The sequence below is a fragment of the Caldicellulosiruptor kronotskyensis 2002 genome, assembly GCF_000166775.1.
GTDB classification, from domain to species: domain Bacteria; phylum Bacillota; class Thermoanaerobacteria; order Caldicellulosiruptorales; family Caldicellulosiruptoraceae; genus Caldicellulosiruptor; species Caldicellulosiruptor kronotskyensis.
In genome coordinates, this window is sequence record NC_014720.1 from 1,553,944 (window position 1) to 1,575,757 (window position 21,814).

The 21,814-nt window shown below is 34.9% G+C and carries 24 protein-coding genes; all 24 read right to left on the bottom strand.

Features of this window, described 5'->3' with window-relative positions; all coding sequences use genetic code 11:
• Nucleotide 1: 1 nt before the first annotated feature.
• A complete protein-coding gene (locus CALKRO_RS06980; RefSeq protein ID WP_013430343.1) occupies nt 2-424 on the bottom strand; it encodes a HutP family protein in 423 nt (140 codons plus the stop codon).
• Nucleotides 425-445: 21 nt separating this feature from the next.
• Nucleotides 446-1,075 carry a histidine phosphatase family protein gene (locus CALKRO_RS06985; protein WP_013430344.1) on the bottom strand — a complete coding sequence of 210 codons (630 nt, stop codon included), beginning with the start codon at nt 1,073-1,075 and terminating at the stop codon, nt 446-448.
• Nucleotides 1,076-1,081: 6 nt separating this feature from the next.
• Nucleotides 1,082-1,945, bottom strand: coding sequence for a MurR/RpiR family transcriptional regulator (locus CALKRO_RS06990; RefSeq protein ID WP_013430345.1), 864 nt, complete (start codon nt 1,943-1,945; stop codon nt 1,082-1,084).
• Nucleotides 1,946-1,958: 13 nt separating this feature from the next.
• Nucleotides 1,959-2,123, bottom strand: a complete 165-nt coding sequence (locus tag CALKRO_RS13325) for a YpmA family protein (protein WP_013430346.1) — start codon at nt 2,121-2,123, stop codon at nt 1,959-1,961.
• 128 nt (nt 2,124-2,251) lie between these two features.
• On the bottom strand, nt 2,252-3,643 hold the full coding sequence (locus CALKRO_RS06995; RefSeq protein WP_013430347.1) for an oxaloacetate decarboxylase subunit alpha: 1,392 nt from the start codon (nt 3,641-3,643) through the stop codon (nt 2,252-2,254).
• A gap of 27 nt (nt 3,644-3,670) precedes the next feature.
• Nucleotides 3,671-4,054 (bottom strand): acetyl-CoA carboxylase biotin carboxyl carrier protein subunit, encoded by a 384-nt coding sequence (locus tag CALKRO_RS07000; RefSeq protein ID WP_013430348.1) that lies wholly within the window; start codon nt 4,052-4,054, stop codon nt 3,671-3,673.
• 8 nt (nt 4,055-4,062) lie between these two features.
• Nucleotides 4,063-4,254, bottom strand: coding sequence for a hypothetical protein (locus tag CALKRO_RS07005; protein WP_013403299.1), 192 nt, complete (start codon nt 4,252-4,254; stop codon nt 4,063-4,065).
• 36 nt (nt 4,255-4,290) lie between these two features.
• Entirely contained in the window at nt 4,291-5,835 is a 1,545-nt protein-coding gene (locus tag CALKRO_RS07010) for an acyl-CoA carboxylase subunit beta (protein WP_013430349.1), read from the bottom strand.
• A 200-nt stretch (nt 5,836-6,035) separates the two neighbouring features.
• Complete coding sequence (speB, locus tag CALKRO_RS07015) at nt 6,036-6,893, bottom strand: agmatinase (RefSeq protein WP_013430350.1); 858 nt, start codon at nt 6,891-6,893, stop codon at nt 6,036-6,038.
• Nucleotides 6,894-6,910: 17 nt separating this feature from the next.
• Nucleotides 6,911-7,738 (bottom strand): polyamine aminopropyltransferase, encoded by an 828-nt coding sequence (gene speE / locus CALKRO_RS07020; protein ID WP_041741947.1) that lies wholly within the window; start codon nt 7,736-7,738, stop codon nt 6,911-6,913.
• Nucleotides 7,739-7,823: 85 nt separating this feature from the next.
• Complete coding sequence (locus CALKRO_RS07025; protein ID WP_013430352.1) at nt 7,824-8,654, bottom strand: hypothetical protein; 831 nt, start codon at nt 8,652-8,654, stop codon at nt 7,824-7,826.
• Nucleotides 8,642-9,310: a glycosyltransferase family 2 protein gene (locus tag CALKRO_RS07030; protein ID WP_013430353.1), complete on the bottom strand. Its 669-nt coding sequence runs from the start codon at nt 9,308-9,310 to the stop codon at nt 8,642-8,644. Before CALKRO_RS07030 ends, CALKRO_RS07025 begins: the two co-directional genes overlap by 13 nt.
• Nucleotides 9,311-9,350: 40 nt before the next feature.
• The gene (locus CALKRO_RS07035; protein WP_013430354.1) at nt 9,351-10,295 is read right to left on the bottom strand and encodes a copper transporter; all 945 of its coding nucleotides are present in this window, start codon (nt 10,293-10,295) and stop codon (nt 9,351-9,353) included.
• A 6-nt stretch (nt 10,296-10,301) separates the two neighbouring features.
• Nucleotides 10,302-11,417: a putative cytokinetic ring protein SteA gene (gene steA, locus CALKRO_RS07040; protein WP_013430355.1), complete on the bottom strand. Its 1,116-nt coding sequence runs from the start codon at nt 11,415-11,417 to the stop codon at nt 10,302-10,304.
• The gene (gene mgsA / locus CALKRO_RS07045; protein ID WP_011917393.1) at nt 11,417-11,842 is read right to left on the bottom strand and encodes a methylglyoxal synthase; all 426 of its coding nucleotides are present in this window, start codon (nt 11,840-11,842) and stop codon (nt 11,417-11,419) included. The genes steA and mgsA overlap by 1 nt, the downstream gene beginning before the upstream one ends.
• Before the next feature lie 10 nt (nt 11,843-11,852).
• Nucleotides 11,853-12,962, bottom strand: a complete 1,110-nt coding sequence (gene rodA / locus CALKRO_RS07050) for a rod shape-determining protein RodA (RefSeq protein ID WP_013430356.1) — start codon at nt 12,960-12,962, stop codon at nt 11,853-11,855.
• Nucleotide 12,963: 1 nt separating this feature from the next.
• Nucleotides 12,964-13,266, bottom strand: coding sequence for a cell division topological specificity factor MinE (gene minE, locus CALKRO_RS07055; protein ID WP_013430357.1), 303 nt, complete (start codon nt 13,264-13,266; stop codon nt 12,964-12,966).
• Between the two features lie 11 nt (nt 13,267-13,277).
• Nucleotides 13,278-14,078 carry a septum site-determining protein MinD gene (gene minD, locus CALKRO_RS07060; RefSeq protein WP_013430358.1) on the bottom strand — a complete coding sequence of 267 codons (801 nt, stop codon included), beginning with the start codon at nt 14,076-14,078 and terminating at the stop codon, nt 13,278-13,280.
• Between the two features lie 28 nt (nt 14,079-14,106).
• Nucleotides 14,107-14,754, bottom strand: coding sequence for a septum site-determining protein MinC (minC, locus tag CALKRO_RS07065; protein ID WP_013430359.1), 648 nt, complete (start codon nt 14,752-14,754; stop codon nt 14,107-14,109).
• Between the two features lie 16 nt (nt 14,755-14,770).
• Complete coding sequence (gene mrdA / locus CALKRO_RS07070; RefSeq protein WP_013430360.1) at nt 14,771-16,876, bottom strand: penicillin-binding protein 2; 2,106 nt, start codon at nt 16,874-16,876, stop codon at nt 14,771-14,773.
• A 522-nt stretch (nt 16,877-17,398) separates the two neighbouring features.
• Entirely contained in the window at nt 17,399-18,250 is an 852-nt protein-coding gene (gene mreC / locus CALKRO_RS07080) for a rod shape-determining protein MreC (protein ID WP_013430362.1), read from the bottom strand.
• 16 nt (nt 18,251-18,266) lie between these two features.
• Nucleotides 18,267-19,298, bottom strand: a complete 1,032-nt coding sequence (locus tag CALKRO_RS07085; protein ID WP_013430363.1) for a rod shape-determining protein — start codon at nt 19,296-19,298, stop codon at nt 18,267-18,269.
• On the bottom strand, nt 19,298-19,897 hold the full coding sequence (locus CALKRO_RS07090; protein WP_013430364.1) for a Maf family protein: 600 nt from the start codon (nt 19,895-19,897) through the stop codon (nt 19,298-19,300). Before CALKRO_RS07090 ends, CALKRO_RS07085 begins: the two co-directional genes overlap by 1 nt.
• 173 nt (nt 19,898-20,070) lie before the next feature.
• The gene (locus CALKRO_RS07095) at nt 20,071-21,810 is read right to left on the bottom strand and encodes an NADH-dependent [FeFe] hydrogenase, group A6 (RefSeq protein WP_013430365.1); all 1,740 of its coding nucleotides are present in this window, start codon (nt 21,808-21,810) and stop codon (nt 20,071-20,073) included.
• Between the last annotated feature and the right edge of the window lie 4 nt (nt 21,811-21,814).

A 21,814-nucleotide genomic window follows, 5' to 3' on the forward strand; every position in this document is an offset into this window, starting at 1 on the left:
TTCATATAACTCTATGACCTAGTCCTATTGCCACCTCATTTAAATGTAAAAGTCCTATCCCAAAAAATATGGCAACTGCAACATGCTCTTCAAACCTTGCAATGCCAATCTTTCCACCCACATTAAGGCCAATTGCTTTTTGCATAATTTGAGATATTGCTTCTCTTGTTGCTCCTGCAACAGCTCCTTCCTCTTGATGTACCTCGTTTATAACGCCTTCTCTCTTGGCAGCAACAACTGCTCTTTCAACAATTTTCATAACAGAGGTTATAAATTCTCCACCAAAATCTACTGCTGCACATCTTATTCCTATTTTAGAAAAATCTTCTTGAATCTTCTTTTCTTCTTGTCTATTCTGGCTCAAGGCCATCAAAATAGCTGCTCTTGAAACATCCTTGCTACCAAACTCTTTTTTTTCCACCACTTTATATACCCCACTTTTTATTTAAATTATTGGACGAACGTGTTCTGATGTTAAATGAGACATATCATTAAGAAGACTTAACATTGTCCTTTCTCCTTTTATATCAACAATACTCAAACTTGCATTCCCAATCCAGCACTTTTTGTAAAAATCAAGAGGAAGGTTCAAAAGATGTATGATTGAAAGTTTTACTATCCCACCGTGAGTAACAACTACAATATTTCTGTAATCCCTTTGCAAAACATCATCATAAAAACTTTTAACTCTTTTCATAACAACATCCAGATTACCTTCACCTGGGAAAATGGCTTTATCGGGATTGTCTTTCCACATCAAGTATGTCTGAGAGTATTTCTTTTCAAGTTCATCAAAGCTTAACCCTTCCCACTCGCCAAAATTTATCTCATTGAGTTTTTCAGAAGTTTCAAATAAAGTTTGGGGATGATAAGATTTTATATAACTTGCCGTAGTATAAGCCCTTTTTAATGTACTTGAAAATATTATATCAATCTTCTTATTTTTAAGCCTCTCAGCAATCTTTTTTGCCTGTTCAATACCAGTTGAATTGAGCTCTGTGTCAATTGAACCTTGAACAAGGTTGAGCTTATTCCAGTCAGTCTCACCATGTCTTACCAAATAAATTCTTTTCAAGCTGCATCACCTGTTTTCCTTTTCATATACCTGAAACTCGTCCCATATTTCTTCAAGTTTTTCAAGTGTCTTTGCAACCTCTTCTTTTTTCCTAAGACCTGTTGCGACAATTAATGCGTTTATTACACTCAGCGGTGCTACCAGCGAATCAGCAAACGACACCATATCACTTCTGCAAATAAGAACATAGTCACTGTACTTGCATAGAGGTGATATTTTGCTATCTGTAAGTGAAACTATCTTAGCACCCTGTTTTTTTGCATACTGCAAAACCTTTAAAGTGCGCTTTGAATACCTCGGAAAACTAATACCAATTATTAAATCATCACTTGTAATTCTAAATACCTGTTCGAAAATATCACTGATGCCACTTGTTGTGATAACCTTGACATTGTCCAAAATCATATTTAAATAAAAACCTAAAAAATCAGCCAATGCTGCTGAACTTCTAATTCCAATAATGTATATCTTTTTTGCATTTACTATCTCATCCACAACATGGTTGAAAACATTTTCGTCTATCTGTTCTAATGTCTGCTTTATCTTGTCCATGTCAGAAAGGAGAACACTTTTTAAAACCTCTTTTTCATTTATTCTACTTGCAGAAAGTTCTACCCTTTGCACTGACGTAAGCTTGCTTTTCATAAGCTCTTGTAAAGCTCGCTGGAACTCAGGGTAACCTTCAAAACCAAGCCTCTCAGCAAATCTTACAACAGTGGATTCACTTACACCAACTGAATTGCCAAGCGCAAGTGCTGTCATATATGCTGCTTTTTCTCCATGTTCTAAAATAAACTGAGCAATTTTTTTCTGCCCTTTACTAAACTCTGGCATAAGCTCAATTATCCTTGCTTCTAAATCATAAGTCATTTTGCATTTCTCCTTATGTTTGGTATATACTTATAACAATCTTATTGTGGTTTCTTGAAAGCCCCACAATAATATTTTTGTCTTTCAAACTTTTATTAAGAAAATCTATTATTTTATAGATTGGAACGTTTTCTTCAAATTCCATTGAAGAGATAAGTTCAAGCTTTTCGTTTTCCATTTTTAAATCCCACATCCTATTCGTTTTTTGTTATTCTTCTTAATTAATTATATCACAATGCTTATATTCTTATAAGAGCATTTTATAAAGAAAAAAAGGAAGAACACTATTTTATGTCCTTCCTTATTTTACACAGGATACACTTTGTTACCCTGAACAAGATCAGCGTCAACCTTGTATTTTTTTGCGAACCTTAATTTGAAAAAATTTTCTGCAAGTTGAGGGAATAAACAGTAAGTTACCACATCAGTATCATTTTCAATATACTCCTTAATTTTTTCTTTTGCATTCTCAAGCTCTGGAGAAATTAAATCTGCAGGTCTGCAGGTTATCTCTTTTTCGTCTTTCAAGATTTTTCTTTTTACCTCTTCATTCACAGGAGCTGGAGGTTTCCCATACTCACCTTTAAAATATGCTTTTGTTTCTTTTGTGACAAGTTTGTATCTCTCACCTGCTATAACATTCAAAACAGCTTGTGTTCCCACAATTTGACTCGTAGGAGTTACAAGTGGCGGATATCCAAAATCTTTTCGAACCTCAGGTACCTCTTTTAAAACCTCATCTAACTTGTCTTCCTGCCCTTGTTCTTTTAGCTGAGAAATAAGATTTGATAGCATTCCACCAGGTATTTGATAATGAAGAGCGTTTATATCAACACTTAATACTTTCGGGTCAAGAAGCCCTTTTCTTATATATTCTTCTCTGAGTACTTTAAAATATTCGCTTGCCTCGTTGATCTTTTCTAAATCAAGTTTTGGAGCATATTCTGTATTTTCAAGTGCATATACAATTGTTTCGGTTGGAGGCTGGGATGTGCCCAGTGCAAGCGGAGATAAAGCCGTGTCAATACCATCCACACCTGCTTCGACAGCTTTCAAATATGTCATTGATCCAAATCCTGTGGTGTAGTGTGTATGAAGATGAATAGGAAGTTTTACCTGCTCTTTTAACGCTTTTACAAGTTTATAAGCATCAAATGGAGAGAGAAGCCCAGCCATGTCTTTTATACAAATTGAGTCTGCCCCAAGCTCTTCTATTTGTTTTGCCAAATTTACATAGTTTTCAATAGTATGATAAGGTGAGACAGTGTATGATATGGCAACCTGGGCATGTCCTTTTTCTTTTTTTGTTATTTTTAGAGCCATTTCAATATTCCGGATGTCATTAAGTGCATCAAATATTCTTATAATATCAATGCCATAGTATATGGCCTTTTTTACAAACTCTTCAACAACATCATCAGAATAATGTCTATACCCAACAAGATTTTGTCCTCGAAGAAGCATCTGGAGCTTTGTCTTTTTAAAAGCAGTTCTCAGTCTTTTTAATCTTTCCCATGGGTCTTCATTGAAAAACCTCAGACACGCATCAAATGTAGCACCGCCCCAGCACTCAACCGAATAATAACCAACTTGGTCAAGCACAGGAGCAATCTCAAGCATCTGTTCAGTTGTCATGCGGGTTGCAATGAGTGACTGATGAGCATCTCTGAGTATTGTTTCTGTTATTTTTACCCCCATTATTTTTAAACCTCCAGAAAATTTTTCTTACTCTATTTCAAATAGCAAATCTCCTTTTGCTACCTTCTGCCCTTCCTTTACATGTATTCTTTTAATTTTTCCTTTGACAGGTGCAGTTATTTCATTTTCCATTTTCATGGCTTCAAGAATTAAAACAGGTTCATTTGCATCCACAACATCGCCTTCACTTTTCAGCAACCTTACAATAGTACCCGGAAGCTGGGCAACAACCGAATTTTTATCAGAAGAAAGTACAGGGCTTTGTTTTGTTTTATCCTCATGTTTTTCCTGTTTTGGCTCAAAATGGCCAATCTTAGGCCTTGACACAACAGTAGTAGCATTTTCAACTCCTATTTCTTCCACTTCTACAACAAATTCTTGACTATTGATCTTCACCTTGAACTTTCTCATCACAAGCTTTACCTCCATCTATAAAACATCTGTGACTGATTGAGTATCATCTCTCTCGCACCTTTGACCCACTTGTTTTGCTGTTTTGTAATATTGGTAATTTTATAATTCTCTTTACCCATCACAATGTGCAAGCAAGCACAAATACAAGCAAGTTCTTCTTTTGTAATGGTTGAAATAGTACTGACCTGAGCATACATTTTTAAAACACTCTCCTTTTTTTACAAAAATACATTTTATAATGGAATATTGCCATGTTTTTTGGGAGGCCTTTGCTCTCTTTTTGTAATGGAAATTTTGAGCGCCTCAATGATTTTGTTACGGGTAAGCTGTGGCTCAATCACATCGTCAACATACCCACGGGCAGCTGCAATGTATGGATTTGCAAATTTTTGAGTATACTCTTCTATCCTTCTTTTTCTTTCCTCTTCGGGATTTTGAGCGCTTTGTATCTCTTTTCTAAATATAATATTTGCTGCGCCATCTGGTCCCATAACAGCTATCTCGGCAGTTGGCCATGCAAACACAAAGTCTGCACCAATGTGTTTGCTGCTCATTGCAATGTAAGCCCCACCATATGCTTTTCTCAAAATTACATTTATCTTTGGAACTGTTGCCTCTGAGTATGCATACAAAACCTTAGCCCCATGACGTATTATTCCATTGTGCTCTTGGTTAACACCTGGCAAAAATCCAGGCACGTCTGTAAATGTTATTATGGGAATATTAAAAGCATCACAAAATCTTACAAATCGTGCTATCTTGTCAGACGAATCATAATCAAGCACTCCAGCGTTCACTTTGGGCTGATTTGCTACAATTCCTACGCTAAAGCCCCCTATTCTACCAAATCCTACAACAGCATTTTGAGCAAAATAAGGTTGTACTTCTAAAAATTCTTGGTTGTCTACTACTTTATAAATTATTTCTTTTACATCATAAGCTTTGTTTGGCTCTTGCGGAATTATATTTTCGAGCTCGGGAACAAATCTTTTTTCTGAATCAGATGACATTATAAAAGGTGGGTCTTCCATGTTATTTGAAGGTATAAACGACAATAAATACTTTATCATATCAAGTAGGTGATACTCATCCTCTGCAATAAAATGAGCAACTCCACTCTTTGAGCTGTGAGTGTAAGCGCCACCAAGCTCTTCAAAGGATATCTCCTCTCCAGTCACAGCTTTTATAACCTGAGGTCCTGTAACAAACATTTGGCTGGTTTTGTCCACCATAAAAATAAAATCCATAATAGCAGGAGAGTATACAGCTCCACCTGCACAAGGTCCCATTATAGCTGCAATTTGTGGAATTACACCTGATGCCATGGTATTTCTATAGAAGATTTCACCATACCCTGCTAATGCATCAACACCTTCTTGAATTCTTGCACCACCAGAATCATTTATACCTATCACTGGACAACCATATTTTAATGCTAAGTCCAAAACTTTACAAATCTTTTTTGCATGCATCTCGCCAAGAGAACCGCCTATTGAAGTAAAATCTTGAGCATAAACAAAAACTTTTCTGCCGTTGATTGTTCCATAACCCGTTACAACACCATCACAGGGGACAAATGTATCTTTCATATCAAATTCTTGACATCTGTGTTCAACAAACATATCTATTTCATTGAAGCTTCCAGGGTCAAGTAAATATTCTATTCTCTCTCTACAAGTAAGTTTTTTGCTATCATGCTGTTTTTTTATTTTATCTTCTCCACCAAGCTTTAGTATTCTTTCTCTCTTTTGCTTGAGCTCTCTGAGCTTGTTTGTCATTAAAAATCCTCCTCAAAGGTGATTTATCATGTAGTATTAATATCTGGTATTAATATATTATGCTAATTTCTATTTTATAACATCCAAATATTTTTAGCAAGAAAAAATTGAAAAAACAAAATGAGGGTGTGGACTTTGAAAAAGTACTATTTTATAAGTGGTCCACACCCTGTTATTTTTTAATGCATAATTTATACTTTTTATTCAATCATTAATATCAGCTCTCTTACTATCTTTGCAGCAAGTAGTGCTGTTCTATCAGAAATATCATAATATGGAGCAACCTCTACTATGTCTGCTCCTATTATGTTAAGGTCTTTTAATTTAAGTAAAATCTCAAAAAAGTCTGAAGATAGAATTCCGCCTGGTTCTGGTGTTCCTGTACCAGGGGCAAAAGCCGGATCAAACACGTCTATATCTATCGAGAGATATACCTTCTTACCATTCAAATCTTTAATAACATTATTAATATCATTCCACTTGTTGATAAAATAAAGATTGCTATCTCTTCTTGCAAATTCAATCTCTTCTTTAGACCCCGACCTTATACCAAACTGGTATATATTCTTAAAACCTATTACCTCACCCACTCTTCTCATAACAGTTGCATGCGAAAACTTTTCGCCAAGATACTCCTCTCTCATATCAGCATGAGCATCAAAGTGAAGAACATAAAACTCTTTACCATTTGAATTTGCCGCCGCTTTTATGAGAGGAAAGCTGATCAGATGTTCACCGCCTAAGAAAATAGGAACTTTATTATCTTCAAACAGCTTACAAGCAAATTGGTATATTGTCTCAATACTTTTTTCGATATTTCCAAAAGGAAGCTCTAAATCTCCCATATCACAAAAGGTCTTATCATACAGGCTTTTGTCTTGATAGATAGAATACTCTTCCAGCTCTATTGACACTTCTCTTATTTTTGCAGGAGCAAAACGCGAGCCAGGTTTAAAGCTTACTGTGAAATCCATAGGAATTCCTGCTAAAACTATGAGACTATCTTCGTACTTCTCTGAAGCACATAGGAAAAAGGGTTTGTAGAGATTAAAACTCATTCATTTTAACCCCTTTTTTACTTTATAATTTCTTGAACAAAAGTTGGCAGTGCAAATAGAGCTTTATGCAACTCTGGATTGTAATACTTTGTATCAATCCTTTTTATCCTTGAAATATCTACCTCAAGTGGGTCATACTTTTTAGAACCAAGAGTAAAACTCCAAAGTCCGCTCGGATACGTTGGAATAAATCCAAGATAAAGTCTTGTTATTGGGAAAATGGACTTCACAGCGTGAAATACATTTTTTATCAGGTCCTGATCATAAAAAGGCGACTCGGTCTGTGCAACAAAAAGCCCATCTTCTTTTAAGCATTCAAACACTGCCTTATAAAAACTATCTTGGAAAAGTCCCACTGCAGGACCAACAGGGTCTGTTGAATCCACAATTATAACATCAAACATATTTTTGTTCTCGGATACAAATTTTATTCCATCGGTTATAATGACCTCTGCCCTTTCATCATCAAGTGCACAACTTATCTCAGGAAGGTATTTCTTGCTTGCTTCTATAACTTCTCTATCAATCTCTATTAAATATGCCTTTTCAACCTCGTCATGTTTGAGAATTTCTCTGATAACTCCTCCGTCTCCCCCACCTATGACAGCAACCTTTTTGGGATTTGGATGGGTGAATAACGGAACATGAGAAATTAACTCATGGTAACAAAATTCATCTGCAATTGTTGTCTGAACAGCACCGTCCAGTACAAGCATCCTGCCAAACTGTTTTGTTTCAAGTATTGCCAAGTCTTGGTATTGAGTCTTTGCTGTATAGATGGTTTTTGTTATCTTGCATGTAAATCCCAAGTCAGGAGTCTGTTGCTCGGTAAACCAAAGTTCCATTTCAGCCAATTTCTATTTACCTCCTTGCCGAAAACTTTAAACAACAGTGAATATATTACAATATCCGAAAAATAAATTCAAGTTATTAATTTTTTCGCCCTAACATATCTATAAAATTTAAAAGTGTATTTTTTTCAATAACCTTTGAAAACGAGATGTGTTCAGATAAAACATTGAGTCCGAAAACAACTACAAACGCAGCCCATATCAAAGGCGAATTGTAAGTTTTTGAATAGCTATTTGTCAAAAACAGAAAGAACAGATACCCTATCGCGTTAGAGCCGGCATCTCCAAGCATATAAAATTCTCTCAAATCACCTATGAAAAACGGAATAGTTAAAGCCAAAAGCACAACTGCCGTACTGTCAAAATGCATAAAAAAACTCAACAACATAACAAATATCCATAACACTTTTATGCATCTGCCAGGTCGAAGGTCAAACAGGTTAAAGAGATTAACACACAGTGAACCGAAAATAGCATAAAACACTGATTCGTCTATTTCTTTTTGCAAAATGACGCTTGACATAAAAATTACAACTGGCACTGACACCATTTTTAATAGTCCAGTTGAAAATTCACCATCTTTTATAAATCTTATAACATGTCCTTTAAAACCTTTGCTTTTATTGTCACCAAAAATGTCGTCCAACAAACCTATAAAGGATATGAACCACATCGAAATAGCTAAAACTAACCATTTTGCATTTGAATTATGAAAAAATATCTGTAATAAATATATAACCCAGCTCAGCGACAAAATAATCCCCATACAACACGGGATTTTCTTACCTCTAAAATTTTCTTTCAACAAAAGATTGTATTTTTTAAGATAAAAAGTGGAAAGAATTAGCATCGCTATTTCGAAACCACAAAAAATTAAATAATCCTTTACCAGATTTTTCACGCCCTCCATTTAGTAATAAAAACCCAAAATATATCCTTCATCTGTCGAATTTTATGTAATAAATCTTTCAAACTTTTTCCCTTTTCGTCGTGTGAAAAATCAAACTCAACCTCTTTTATCTCATAACCCATCTTAATAAAATCAATTAACATTGAAATATCTACTCCATATCTGTTAGGAATATATTTAATATCTTTTAAAGCAGAAAATGGAATTATCCTCTGACCACTGAGACAATGATCAACCTCTTTTCTGGTATAAATTCTCACTACAAACTTAGCAAACTTTTTGACAACTCCAAATCCCTTTTTTCTCACTTTTACAGGATAACCAATTACCACTTGTTTATCATTTAGAATAAATACGTTCTCGCAAAATGCTTGCAGATCTTCTTTATTTACTTTTATGTCTCCATCTAAAAGTATTATTTTATCAAAATTCTTGTTTTTGAGATATTCAAATGCTGTTTTAAGAGCCGCACCTTTGCCTTTGTTTTTATCATGTTTTAGTATAGTACACTCATCACACTTTAGTAAATTTTTTTTCTCAGAACCATCATCAATAACAAGTATATTTTTTATAAACTTTATGTTAGATAAGTCCAGAAGAAGCTTTTCAAGAGATTGTGGAGGATTATATACAGGAATTACCACAACTATATTCAATTGTTTTCTTCCTCTCGTAAGAAGTTTGCAAACACTAACTCTATTGAATAATATTTGCAGACTGTAAACTTTGATATTGTTCAATCAAACTTTCTCTTCTTTTTTTCAATGAATTTTCAGAAACATCAATACTTGTAAAAGTATTAGGCATCAGAAGGTTTGCTTCTTTTTTAATACCATAATTGCCATTTCCGCCTCTTATAAGCTCAATAAGTGAAACTTTTCCAGTCAGTTCATCAACGTTATCAACTGTATCTAAGCCCATGCTTTTGTACTTTTCACAATAGTTTATCTCACTGTATGATTGCTCAACCCCAATAATGTTGAGATCATTTATATTTCTCAACTTTTCAATAAATCTTCTATCAATTGCGTTAAAAGTATCGTTCTGAATGGTATTTCCACCTGCTATTAAAATTGTATCGGCAATTTCTCCTGATAGTCTATTTATTTCTATATATCTTTTTTCTGTAAGTTTTGATAAAAGTTCACCCTTCATATCAAATACCGCATACAATATTAGAGTATTTATCGCATCTTCCGGAAGTTTGTATTCCGGAAAATCGTTTGTCTTGTTATTCAAAACGTCCACAAACGTCCGTTTTATTTTAACAATTCTTGCTAACTTTATTTGGTTTTTTCTCAAAAAATCTATTAGGTCGTTGTATGAATAATCTGTTGATGTTAAAATGAGACTCACAACTGCATTACTTTTGCATGTTTTAAGATATGCATTTACAAGAGTGTTATTTATTTTTCCCAGTTGATTTATTTGTGTTTTGTACTCATCGATCTCTTTTAAAAGCCTGTCATTTTCTTTTTTTAACTCAACTAAATTCTTATCTATAAGGCTTAACTGCTGCTGAAACTGTTTTTGAACAAATTTTTCACTATTTACAGAAAATCCAATAAGAATCCCAACTCCAAGAGCAACAAAGATAGAAGCAATAGTAATAACGAAATACTTTATACTCACACCATTCATTCTTTCCTACCTCAAGATTACTCTCAGTTTTAGTTGAATTAAATAGAAAAAGTATTGAAAAGGCGGAGTTACCATCAGGATTGCAAGTATAGGAATAAGTGCAGAAAACAACAAAACCCCAATATACTTGAAACTTACCTTTTCAGTATAAAGCTTGGATACACCTCTTGCATCCACAAGCTTTGAACCTATTTTTAGCCTGACCAGAAAAGTGCTTGACATTCCTTTTCGACCTTTCTCTAAAAAATCAAGCATACTGCTGTGAGAACCAACCGAAACTATAAGTTCTGCCCCCTTTTCATAAGCCAAAAGCAAAGCAACATCTTCACTCGTACCAGGGCATGCTATTGTTTTTGCCTTAAGTCCTAAAGCCTGTATTTTTCTTAGCCCTGGTGCATATCCATTTGGATATGAATGAACAATTATCTCGTCACATTTGTAAAGACTTTCTTCAGATACACTATCCATATCCCCAATTATAATGTTTGGTCTTATCTTTTCCTCAAGCAATGCATCAGCAGCGCCATCAACTGCAATCACAACTGGTTTTACCTCTGTAATATAACCTTTTATTGCTTTTATATCTTTTTTAAAACTGCTTCCTCTTGTCACAACAAGTACATGTCTGCCAGCAATTTTGGTTGAAATATCAGGCATTTCAAATTGTCCTAAGATAAATCCTTTTTCTTTTTTTGCATACTCCAATGTATTTTCTATAAAATCTTCCAAAAGATTTTCCATCTCTTTGAAACTCTTTTGATAAAATGATTCAAATTCTTCTTTAGTAAGATATTTTGCAATGCATAGATAATTACCGTTTAAAAATATCTTATCATCTTCGATTTCTACAACGTCCCCTTCTCTTATTCGATTAAATACATCTTCCCCTAAATTATCAATTATGATCACATCATGTGCAAGAAGAATCTTTGCACCAACTGCTGGAAATTTCCCAGTAAAAGACTTAGCACAGTTGATTACTACCTTTACTTTTTTTTCTAAGAGAGAATATGCAGCTACCTCATCAATATCCTCGTGCAATATAACAGGTATTTCACCTGGTCTTAGTCTTCTTACCAAGTTTTTGGTTTTTCTATCAACTCTAACCTTCCCTTTTATCATCACTTATCACTCTTGTTTTTTTGCAATTTTGGATTTACAATTTCACGCCATGATAAGTCTCCTCTATCAAGAGCTTTTATCAAAAGTTCGGCTGTTGCAATGTTTGTTGCAAGAGGAATATTATGGACATCACAAAGACGCAAAAGTGCATTTACATCTGGCTCATGAGGCTGAGCTGTAAGTGGGTCTCTCAAAAATATCACCATGTCAATCTGATTGTATGCAATCAACGACCCTATCTGTTGGTCCCCTCCGAGCGGACCCGGAAGAAATCTATGAACTTCAAGTCCTGTTGCTTCCTGAATTAATCTTCCAGTGGTTCCTGTTGCATATAATGTATGTTTTGACAGTATAAACTTATAAGCTATTGCAAACTGAACCATGAGTTCTTTTTTCTTGTCGTGGGCAATAAGTGCTATATTCATTCTCTTCACCTCAAAACATAGTTTTTATATTTTCCTTATAAATGCTTTGCACTATTCCAAGTGATGCCATGGAAGTAAGCATCGAACTTCCACCATAGCTTACAAAGGGCAAAGGAATTCCAGTCACTGGCATTATCCCAAGAGTCATTGCAATATTGACAAACATCTGAAAACCAAACATTCCTGCAACTCCAGCAACAATATAAGAACCAAGTTTATCTTTACAAGTGGATGCTATTTTAATAAGACTCAATATAAGCAGTGCATATATCACTATTATAATTATACATCCTACAAATCCAAGTTCTTCACCTGCTACGCCAAATATAAAATCAGATTCTTTAACTGGAAGATAATCAAGTCTGTTGATTGTTCCCATAAACAAGCCTTTTCCAAATACTCTTCCTGACCCTATAGCTATCTGAGAGTATATTACCTGCCATCCTTTTCCCATCGGGTCAAGCTGGGGATTCAAAAATATTCTTATTCTATCTTTTTGATATTCATGAAGAACAAATTCCCATGCAATAGGAATAAAAATCAATAGTGCCCCAATTGCTGCATAGAAATATCTCAAGTCCAGCCCTGCAACAAATAAAATTGTAGCAATTATGGCGATGAACACAGAAGCTGTTCCCAAGTCAGGTTGTTTTAAAACAAGAACTATAGGAATTGCAGTGAAAATTAATACTTTTACCAATGTTTTGAATTTATTAATATTTTCCTGCATTGTAACAACTTTTGCAAAAAATATTACCATGAGCAATTTAGAAATCTCAGACGGTTGAAACGAAAATGGTCCAATTTTTATCCATCTCTGACCACCAAGCACATTTATACCTTTTATGTCTACATACAAAAGCAGACTAACCATTATCATATAAATAATAACATAAAAGTTTGCAAATATTCTATAGTCAATTAACGAAAAAATGAAGTACAAGCTCAGTCCCAAACAAAACCAGATGACTTGCGAAATGACCAATTTATATTTTCCTGTCTCCAGAACATTAGTTGCACTTGCAATTAGAATAAAACCAGTAAGACAAAGAATTATCACTAAAATGGTTAAAAAAGCATTGAACCTTTTTTTTATCGTTTGTTCGTTTTTGACCATCATTTTAGTCGTCAGCCTCGTTGTTTAAAATCTCAGTTTTCTTTACAGATTTTATAGGAATGTTGGCAATAAGTGCAGGAACAAATTCGCCTTTCTGCTCAGACGGTGTTCTGGTTATTTGAATTTCCAAGAGCTTGTCGTCAATCACTATGTATTTTTGTATAGCTTTTAAGATTTCATTTTTTATCAACTCTAAAAGTTCTGGAGACACGTTTGCCCTGTCGTGAATAATAACAAGTTTTAGCCTCTCCTTTGCAATGTCTTTTGAAGCCTGTTTGTTAAAAAACTTGTTAAAAAATTCAAACATTCTTATTCCTCCTAAGAATTATTTAACCCAAAAAGCTTTTTTAGCCTGCTCAAAAATCCTAAATTTTCTTCTTCATTCACAATAGGAATATTCTCTCCCAAGATTCTTCTTGCTATATTCCTATACTCTTGTCCTGCTCTTGATTTTTCATCCATTACAACAGGTTCTCCTTTGTTAGTAGATATTATAATCTTTTCATCGTCAGGTATTATTCCAAGAAGTTCTATCGAAAGAATTTCAAGAATATCATCAATATCCATCATATCTCCACGTTTGACCATATCAAATCTTATCCTGTTTATAATAAGCTTAGGATTGTGCAGCTCATATGCTTCTAAAAGGCCAATAATCCTGTCGGCGTCACGTACAGCAGATACCTCCGGGGTTGTTACCACAATTGCTTTTTGTGCACCTGCAATTGCATTTTTAAAGCCTTGCTCAATTCCTGCAGGACAGTCAATCAAGATAAAATCAAAATCGTCCTTCAACTGTTCGCACAAAGCTTTCATTTGCTCAGGCGAAACAGCAGTTTTGTCCTTTGACTGGGCAGCAGGAAGTAAGTAAAGTCCATCAAACCTTTTATCCTTAATTAAAGCCTGTTTTGGTTTGCATCTTCCTTCTACAACATCTACAATGTCAAATACAATTCTGTTCTCAAGCCCCATAACAACATCTAAATTCCTAAGACCTATGTCAGCATCAATCAAAAGAACCCTTTTCCCCAAAACGCTTAAATATGTTCCTACATTTGCAGTAGTTGTTGTCTTACCAACTCCACCTTTGCCAGATGTAATTACATAAACCTCTCCCATCTTCTAAAACTCTCCTTTTTTGGTTATTTTAAAATTGTGAAACAGGCTTAACGACTATCACATCATTTTCTATATAAGCTATCTCAGCAATTGACTTTTCACGTTTATTTTCTTCATCAGGTGATCTTGCAATTATATTGGCAATCCTAATTTGAACAGGGTCCATCTCAAGCGCAAAAACAACAGCATTTTTGTTCCCTGAAATGCCCGCATGTGCAATTCCTCTGAGAGCTCCCAGGACAATAATGTTATTTTTAGATATAACCTCAGCTCCTGGATTAACATCCCCTATAATTATTAGATCAGACTCTGAGGTTATAACTTGTCCTGAACGCAGAGTACCTTTATGCACCTTTGCATTGAGCTTTTCTTCTTTTATATCTTCAACTCGTTCCTCTGAAGTTGAAATAAGATTATGAAAACTGATCTCATCCCATGGGAATATTATATCATGCACCCCTCCAAATGTCTTCATTATTTCTATTAGTTTTTGTAACTCATAACTATTAAGTCTTCTCCCAATAAACTGAATAGGAATTTCATATCCCGAAAAGAAATTTTTTCCGTTTATAACTTTTTGCTTAAAATAGTCACAGATTATATCAAAATCACAACTGCTGTCTAAAATCACAGCTATTCCTTTCCCAAACCCTTTCAAAACAACAGGTTCGTTCAAAATAAATCCTCCCCCTTTATTGCAACTTTTTCTCTTGTTGCTGAGGTAAATCAAAATAGGCATCTATTATATCCCTCGCAACATATGCTGCATATGAACCATGTCCACCGTTTTCCAAAATAATAGCAAAAGCAATCTGGGGGTCATCATAAGGTGCAAAACCAACAAACCAAGCATGTGCAGCCGATGAGTTTGAATACTGTGATGTTCCTGTTTTCCCTGCCACTGTAAACGGCAAATCCTTGAATGCTTGTCTTGCAGTTCCACCCTCTTCACTTGTAACACTTTTCATTCCTTCAAAAACAGCCTTTTTTGTTGATTCATACATCTTCACCTTGCTTAGTACTTTTGGTGCAGACTTATAGATGATTTTCCCATTGGCATCCACAATCTTGTCTATGAGGTTCACCTGATATCTTGTCCCTCCATTTGCTACAGTTGCAATAAAACTCGCCATTTGAATTGGTGTAAATGCATTTATAGACTGACCAATAGCTGCTAAAACAGTATCACCTGGATACCAAGGTTGATTAAATATTTTCTTTTTATTTTCTTCATTTGCAAGTATACCGTTTGACTCACCATCAAGCTGGATGCCAGTTTTGCCACCAAGTCCAAACAGTGTAGCGTATTTATCGATTCTTTCTATTCCAAGTCTTCTACCTGTCTCGTAAAAAAACACATTACAAGAGACCTTTAATGCATCTTCGACGTTCACCCATCCATGGGTCGTGTGGTATCTATTCCATATCCAGCAGGCAGGTGTAAATCCTGATTTTGCATAGTACAAATACCTACCTGTATCCAATATTTTTTCATCCGGCTTGATGACACCTTCCTGAAGACCTGCAATTGCTGTCAGTATCTTAAAAGTTGAACCAGGAGGATATACCCCGGCAATTGCTCTGTTAAACATTGGCCTTGTAGGATCATTAATCAGCTTATACCATTCGCTTGCAGTGATGCCTTTTATAAATACATTAGGATTATATGAAGGATAACTTGTGAGAGCAAGAACATTACCTGTTTTGACATCAATTACTACCGCTGCACCACTGTTTGCTTTTGGAAATTTTTCACCATAATCACCGTTTCTTATCTTTTGTAAAACTTTTCTGAGCGATTCATAAGCAACTTTTTGAAGTTTAGAATCTACGGTCAGATAGACATTTGCACCCTTTGTTGGCTGTTTTTCTATCTTGACATCATTTATCCTTCCAAACTTGTCAACCTCGATGAGCTGAAGTCCATCTTTACCACGTAAATAATCTTCGCACCTTTTTTCTATTCCCTCAACACCAATTAAACTATCCTGGGAGTATCCTTTGTCTTTTAGCTTTTCGTATTGTTCTTGAGTTATTTTACCTATCCTTCCTACCACAAACGCATTGTATATTGCATCCTTATAAACTCTTACTGCCTTTGCTTCTATGTTTACAAATGAAAACTCTCTACGTCTTTCTTCAATCTCAGCAATTGTCTTCATGGAAATATCAACTGCAATTGTAACAGGTTGATACATTTGATAATAGTTATAAAATAGCATATCCTCAATAGCCATGACCTGAAGAGTTGTTTGTAGGTCAAGATTTTCTGGAATATAAAATTTCTTTCTCAAAAATTCAAAAGCTTGCTGTGCAGAAAAATTCAAGGGAATGTCTCTGTCTTTTTTCCATTGTATTTCTACTTTTTTTGCAAGTTTCTTGTCTGTAATACTAAAGTTAAATCTGATTGGATTTATGTCAATTTTAAATTGATTTATAATTTTGTCTCCATTTTTATTTAAAATGTTCACAATTTCTATTATCTTTTTTGTGAAGTCTCTTTTTTGATTTTTTGTTCTAAGCTGCTGAGTTTTCATAATCTGGAGAACATAAGCAGGTCTGTTATCAGCAAGTGGTCTGCCATTTCTATCATAGATAATACCCCTTGGCGCTTCCAAGCTTGCTTTTTGCATTAATTTCTTTTCTGAAAGCTCATAGTAATAATCTCCCTTTATAATCTGCAAATAACTCAATCGCACAACCAAAATTAACACAAGACATATAAAAAGTATGTATAAAAAAGTCCACCTGCTAAATACATTTTTATCTCTTAACTTTTCTATAAATAACATCTTCATTCTTCTTTCAAATTTCTCCCCTTTTTGAGTTTCAGTAAGTATTTACTCTCTCTCGACACAGTAAAGTAAATGAATATTCCAAATATTGAATTTAGTATAAATTGAATTATAGAATTACTCAATAATACTGAAAGAACTGGTATTTCATTGAAGGCAATACCTATTGCAGTATATTGCAATAAATTTAGAGAAAAGATGTAGATTAAAAGAAATAAGAGAAATATCTCAACTCTTTGCAGATAAATCTTCTCCTTTAGTCTATTTGAGATAATTACAAGTAAAACTATTAAAAAGAGGTTTAAGAAAAAATTGTTTGTAAATAAAAAACAAAAAACAAAAATGATAAACAGATTAGCTATTATTGCATCTAAAAAATCAAAAAATACAGCGTTACTAACAATGAGTGGCAAAAAAAGTAATACAGTGTTTCCTTTTATTTGAATAACCTCTTGCAATAGTGTTTGAAAAATAATGGCAATAACAATATTTATTCCATGTAAAATAAACTTATTCTTGAGCAATTTACTTAACACCTACCGATAAATTTATATCTTTTACCTGTTTTATTACCATCACATATTCTACGTTTTCGATGTCAGCTAAAGGTTCTATTAAAATGTTTTTAGTAAGCTCAAACCTGTCGTTTTTTATCTGCACAACCCTGCCAATTGCAATTCCTTTTGGAAATATCTCTCCCATCCCAGAGGTTATAACGATATCATTAATTTTAATCTTTGAATCTTTCGAGATATACCTCAACTCACATAATCTCTTTGATAAAAGATTGACACTACCTCTTACAACACCAATTTCCCGTGTACGAACAACCATAGCAGATGCTGAAAAGTCAGGGTCAAGCAGTGTCACTACTTTTGCCCAGTTCGTTCCCGTATCCACAATATATCCTATCAGTCCCTGATTGTTGATAACGACCATGTTTTTCTTTACACCATCTTTTTCTCCTTTATCTATGATAAAAAAACTAAGCCATGCTTCTTGAGCCCTTTGAACAACCCTGGCAATCTCAAAACTTGCAGCCACCCCAATTTGTTCTTTGAGCCCTAAAAGTTCCTTTAATTTTATATTTTCACTTTTTATCTCTTCAATAGTAATTTTATCAGTCTTTAGTTTATTCAGCTCTTCTTTTAATCGCTTGTTCTCAGCGATGATTTGGTTGAGATGAAGTATCCCGGTTATATATTCTCTTATATCTCTTATAACCTTAACTACTTGGGAATTTGCAGGAATATATCCCTCTTTCAATTTTCTCGAGACAATATTTGAATCATAGTTTTTGAGGGATACTACAGTTGCAGCTATACTAAATAAAAATGCAAACAAAACAACAATAGTTAATAAAATATTTTTTTTCAATATATTTCATCCTCCACTACCTTGAGCTCCTGTTAATCATTACCTTTTGCAAGGTTTCAATTTCTTCCAATGCTTTTCCAGCACCTAATGCAACACAATCAAGAGGTCTTTCAGCTATATGAACAGGAAGACCAGTCTCTTTACTTATAAGTTTGTCAAGCCCTTTTAAAAGCGCACCACCACCTGTTAGCATAATCCCTCTTTCCATAATGTCTGCTGCAAGCTCTGGTGGAGTTTTTTCAAGAGTTTGTTTTATCGCATCAACAATTGCCATAACAGGTTCTTTTAAAGCATCTCTTATTTCTGTGGATGAGACCTTTATAATCTTTGGAAGGCCTGTTATAAGGTCTCTTCCTTTTATTTCGTACCATTCTTCCTTTTCAAGAGGATATGCAGAACCAATGTTTATTTTTATCTCCTCTGCAGTTCTGTCGCCTATCATTAAGTTGTATTCCTTCTTTATATAGTTTGAAATTGCTTCATCAAACTCATCTCCAGCAATTCTGAGGGATTTACTGGTGACAATTCCACCTAAGGATATCACAGCAACCTCTGAAGTGCCACCACCAATATCTACCACCATGCTACCAGACGGCTCATCAACAGGAAGTCCTGCACCAATAGCCGCTGCCATGGGTTCTTCCATTATATAAACCTCTTTTGCTCCTGCCTTGTAAGCCGATTCTTCCACAGCCCTTCTCTCAACTTCTGTTACACCTGATGGAACACATATTACAACTCTTGGTCTTAAACCAAGAAACGATTTTTTGTACGCTTTTTCCATAAAATACTTTAACATAACCTGAGTTGTATAAAAATCAGCAATAACTCCATCTTTCAACGGTCTTATTGCTACAATGTTGCCAGGTGTTCGGCCAATCATCTCTTTTGCTTCATTTCCAACCGCTAAAATCTTTCCAGTGTCTTTTTGAACAGCCACAACAGACGGTTCATTCACAACAATGCCTTTTCCACGTAAATGTACAAGAGTGTTTGCAGTGCCCAAATCAATTCCCAAATCTCTGTAGAATGATTTTATAAGTCCCATCACAACTCTCCTTTCATTAAGTCATATCCAAGTTTTCGTAGCATGGTGTTTAGTCTGTATAATGGAAGACCAACTACATTGTAAAAACAGCCATCTATCCTTTCAACAATTAAGCTTCCAAAACCTTGGATTGCATACGCCCCCGCTTTATCAAAAGGTTCTTTTGTTGAGATATATCTTAATATCTCCTCATCGGACATATGCTTTATATAAACATTACTTTTTTCGTATTCCACCAAAATTCTCTCCCTTGGTCCATCAATTATACATACACCGGTGTAAACACTATGCCACTTACCACTTATTTTTCTGAGCATCCAGAAAGCTTCATCTTCATTTGAGGGCTTCCCAAGAATAACTCCTTCAACAAACACCACAGTATCAGCTGCAATAACCAAAAAATGTTTATTGTCTTCCCTAAGTTTATTAAAAACCTCTTGTGCTTTCTTTTTAGCAAGCTGCATTACATTTTCTTCAACCGAAAGACTTTGATCTATACTTTCATCAATGTTTGATGGAATTATTTCATACTCAATACCAAACTGCTTTAAAAGCTCTATTCTTCTGGGTGATGAGGATGCAAGAATTAATCTTTTCAATTTTGCTAAATCTAACCCCTTTCCTCTATAGTAGTGAATTTTGTGCAGTCTTTCTTGGCTCTCTGATATTCTATTATATCATTAATATGTTACAAAAAAAATAACTTTTGATAAAAAAAGAAGCTGGCAAATCAGTATTACCAGCTTCTTTTTTCTTAAGGTTTAAATTAAGATCAGTATAGTGGTCTTTTTTTATAGTGTGTATGCAGAATATGATGAGCTTTTTCACTATTTGGATGGTCTAAAAACTCTTCATATAATCTTTTTACAGCAGGGTTTTCATGAGACTTTCTTATTGGCAGGGACCTATCTTCGTCGTATATTGCTCTTGCTCTTAGCTTTGCAACATCTACTTTTTCTTTTACCTTTGCAGGAACAATTGGCTGTCCACCACCCATTATGCAGCCACCGGGACATGCCATAATTTCTATAAAATGATACTCTTTTTCTCCGTTTTTGACCATTTCAAGAAGTTTTTTAGCGTTTGCAAGACCATGTGCAACAGCTGCTTTAATCTTCATAGTGCCAACATCAATCTCAGCCTCTCTTATTCCTTCAAGGCCACGAACTTGAGTAATTTCGACATTTTCAAGTGTTTTTCCTGTTAGCACTTCATATACAGTTCGCAGTGCTGCTTCCATTACACCACCTGTTGTTCCAAAGATGACACCTGCACCTGTTGCATCTCCCATTGGATCGTCAAAGTGGCTATCTGGCAAGTTCACAAAGTCAATTCCCGCTTCTTTTATCATTCTTGCGAGCTCTCTTGTCGTCAATACTGCATCAACATCTGGATATCCACTTGCAGCAAGTTCTTCTCTTTGAGCTTCAAATTTCTTAGCGGTACATGGCATGACAGATACAACAAACATGTTTGCAGGGTCAATTCCCATTTTCTGTGCAAAGTATGTCTTTAAAATAGCCCCAAACATCTCATGTGGTGATTTGCAGGTTGATAAGTTGTCTAAAAATTCTGGAAAGTAGTGCTCACAGAACTTTATCCAGCCTGGTGAACATGAGGTTATTAGCGGTAACTTACCACCGCTTTTAATTCGGTTAATAAGCTCTGTACCTTCTTCCATAATGGTAAGGTCTGCGCCTGTGTCTGTATCAAATACTTTGTCAAATCCAAGCATCTTAAGAGCAGTTACCATCTTGCCGGTAACTCTTGTACCAATTGGAAGTCCAAACTCTTCACCAAGCGCAACTCTCACAGCTGGGGCCGCTTGAACAACAACATATTTGTTCTTGTCTGCTAAAGCCTTCCACACAATGTCTGTTGAGTCTTTTTCTCTTAAAGCTCCAACTGGGCAAGCCTGAATACATTGACCGCACATTGTACATGCAACATCATTCAAACTTCTGTCAAATGCGGTGGATATAATTGTTCTGAAACCTCTGTAATTTGCATTAATAACTCCAACCTCTTGAACATTCCTACAAACATTTATACATCTTTTGCAAAGTATACATTTATTTGGATCTCTTACAACAGAAGGTGAAAAATCATCGAGAGGTCTTCTTATATTTTCACCTTCATATCTAATCTGCTTAACATTTAAATCTTCTGCGAGTTTTTGAAGTTCACAGTTTCCACTTCTGACACATGTCAAGCAGCTCCTGTCATGATTTGAAAGAATAAGTTCAAGATTAACCTTTCTTGCTCTTCTTACCCTTTCACTGTTTGTGATGACCTCCATGCCTTCTGACACAGGATAAACACAAGCAGCCTGCAAACTTCTTGCCCCTTTTACTTCAACAACGCACATTCTGCAAGCACCAATTTCATTTATACCTTTGAGATAACACAGAGTTGGAATCTCAACTCCTGCTTCGCGTGCTGCTTGAAGCACTGTATAATCTTTTGGTACCTGAATCTTCTTGCCATCTATTATTATATTTACCATTTCCATTTGT

Coding starts and splice junctions, on each gene's coding strand:
- CALKRO_RS06995 (WP_013430347.1), bottom strand. CDS start 3,643: ATGGGGGTAAAAATAACAGAAACAATACTCAGAGATGCTCATCAGTCA.
- CALKRO_RS07000 (WP_013430348.1), bottom strand. CDS start 4,054: ATGAGAAAGTTCAAGGTGAAGATCAATAGTCAAGAATTTGTTGTAGAA.
- CALKRO_RS07005 (WP_013403299.1), bottom strand. CDS start 4,254: ATGTATGCTCAGGTCAGTACTATTTCAACCATTACAAAAGAAGAACTT.
- CALKRO_RS07010 (WP_013430349.1), bottom strand. CDS start 5,835: ATGACAAACAAGCTCAGAGAGCTCAAGCAAAAGAGAGAAAGAATACTA.
- mgsA (WP_011917393.1), bottom strand. CDS start 11,842: ATGAATATAGCACTTATTGCCCACGACAAGAAAAAAGAACTCATGGTT.
- steA (WP_013430355.1), bottom strand. CDS start 11,417: ATGATAAAAGGGAAGGTTAGAGTTGATAGAAAAACCAAAAACTTGGTA.
- minE (WP_013430357.1), bottom strand. CDS start 13,266: ATGTTTGAATTTTTTAACAAGTTTTTTAACAAACAGGCTTCAAAAGAC.
- CALKRO_RS07085 (WP_013430363.1), bottom strand. CDS start 19,298: ATGGGACTTATAAAATCATTCTACAGAGATTTGGGAATTGATTTGGGC.
- minD (WP_013430358.1), bottom strand. CDS start 14,078: ATGGGAGAGGTTTATGTAATTACATCTGGCAAAGGTGGAGTTGGTAAG.
- rodA (WP_013430356.1), bottom strand. CDS start 12,962: ATGATGGTCAAAAACGAACAAACGATAAAAAAAAGGTTCAATGCTTTT.
- CALKRO_RS07035 (WP_013430354.1), bottom strand. CDS start 10,295: ATGAATGGTGTGAGTATAAAGTATTTCGTTATTACTATTGCTTCTATC.
- mrdA (WP_013430360.1), bottom strand. CDS start 16,876: ATGAAGATGTTATTTATAGAAAAGTTAAGAGATAAAAATGTATTTAGC.
- CALKRO_RS06990 (WP_013430345.1), bottom strand. CDS start 1,945: ATGACTTATGATTTAGAAGCAAGGATAATTGAGCTTATGCCAGAGTTT.
- CALKRO_RS07025 (WP_013430352.1), bottom strand. CDS start 8,654: ATGGAGGGCGTGAAAAATCTGGTAAAGGATTATTTAATTTTTTGTGGT.
- CALKRO_RS07095 (WP_013430365.1), bottom strand. CDS start 21,810: ATGGAAATGGTAAATATAATAATAGATGGCAAGAAGATTCAGGTACCA.
- speB (WP_013430350.1), bottom strand. CDS start 6,893: ATGAGTTTTAATCTCTACAAACCCTTTTTCCTATGTGCTTCAGAGAAG.
- speE (WP_041741947.1), bottom strand. CDS start 7,738: ATGGAACTTTGGTTTACCGAGCAACAGACTCCTGACTTGGGATTTACA.
- CALKRO_RS13325 (WP_013430346.1), bottom strand. CDS start 2,123: ATGGAAAACGAAAAGCTTGAACTTATCTCTTCAATGGAATTTGAAGAA.